The following is a 1,166-nucleotide window of genomic DNA, read 5'->3' on the forward strand; positions in this document are numbered from 1 at the left end:
ATTCAGGGAGGAAAATAATGTACATAGTGAGTTGACGTATGTTTGGACACCCTATAATTTATTTTTAATTATAAAGACTTTGGTGCATAAAAATATAAAAATATGATTTTATAATAATGTTAACCATGCAGAATATTATAGTAAACGGCAATGATATAAATAATATAAACGCCATAATAAAGCAGATTAAAAATTTGCGGAGGGCAATGCCCGATGCATTTATAGAGGTTGTATTTACAAGAAATGCGGTAAAATCGCTATTAAAAGATTATCCAGAACTTAACAGGATAAAGGAACTCTTAGATATGAATATAAAAATAAATGCATGCAGAAATTCATTGAAAGAACAGAATATTGATGAGGACCTGATAGCGACAGATATTGGAATCGGCATAGTTGATGCTGGTGTCCAGGAAATTGTTGAAAAACAGCTTATGGGATATGCATATTTGCAGCTATAAGTATTTTTCAACATAATATTTAAGTGAAACCGCATTATTATGCATCTCATTTCTTGAGGAATACAAAAATGTTACAACATCATGATCCCTAATTATATCTTTTAGGGTTTCTGTTGCATTATTTTTTGAGAGCTCCTCGTAATATTTTTTATTAAATTCATCCCATTTTGAATCCTCATGGTTAAACCATTTCCTTAAATCGTTTGATGGCGCTATGTCACTTAGCCATAAATCTATGTGTGCCTCTGATTTTTTAATACCGCGCGGCCATAGACGTTCCACAAGTATTCTAAATCCATCATCCTGCGAATATGGCAAGTAAATTCTTTTTAATTTTATCATTTTATGATCTCCATTCATACTATGTAGGTTACAGTTTCTGTTAACCATGTTAACATACACCTTTGGAAGTTATCATCTCTTTGATGCTTAAACTTCCTGGATACACCCAATACCCTCTATCCCGTTGGCAAATGTTTCAGGGATCGCCTTTTTATAATATTATATGATACTTAATGAGGTTATCACATATTTTATTCTTAAATTTTGTGGGTGAGCTACCTAATGCTAGGGCGATTCTGGCATCAAAGGTTGCAGAGGCACCATTGGAATCACAGATGGGATGGGTACATGGATCAAGGCAGACAAGAACATATATACATTTATCAATGAGGGACCAGGACAATGCAATTTTAAAGGCCTATG

Annotated in this window: 2 protein-coding genes; one reads left to right on the forward strand and one right to left on the reverse strand. The window is 33.4% G+C overall.

Translation table 11 applies throughout. The annotated features are described in order from the left end of the window. Positions 1-125: 125 nt before the first annotated feature. Positions 126-461 (forward strand): DsrE family protein, encoded by a 336-nt coding sequence (locus AOG54_RS03820; RefSeq protein WP_162200858.1) that lies wholly within the window; start codon positions 126-128, stop codon positions 459-461. Here AOG54_RS03820 and AOG54_RS03825 read toward each other — a convergent pair. Then, positions 456-803: a DUF488 domain-containing protein gene (locus AOG54_RS03825; protein ID WP_048102202.1), complete on the reverse strand. Its 348-nt coding sequence runs from the start codon at positions 801-803 to the stop codon at positions 456-458. The genes AOG54_RS03820 and AOG54_RS03825 overlap by 6 nt on opposite strands. Positions 804-1,166 lie beyond the last annotated feature (363 nt).

It is taken from the genome of Acidiplasma aeolicum (genome assembly GCF_001402945.1).
In the GTDB taxonomy this organism is placed as follows: domain Archaea; phylum Thermoplasmatota; class Thermoplasmata; order Thermoplasmatales; family Thermoplasmataceae; genus Acidiplasma; species Acidiplasma aeolicum.

Excerpts from the sequence above, each read along its gene's own strand:
- AOG54_RS03825 (WP_048102202.1), bottom strand. The coding sequence starts at position 803 with ATGATAAAATTAAAAAGAATTTACTTGCCATATTCGCAGGATGATGGA.
- AOG54_RS03820 (WP_162200858.1), top strand. The coding sequence starts at position 126 with ATGCAGAATATTATAGTAAACGGCAATGATATAAATAATATAAACGCC.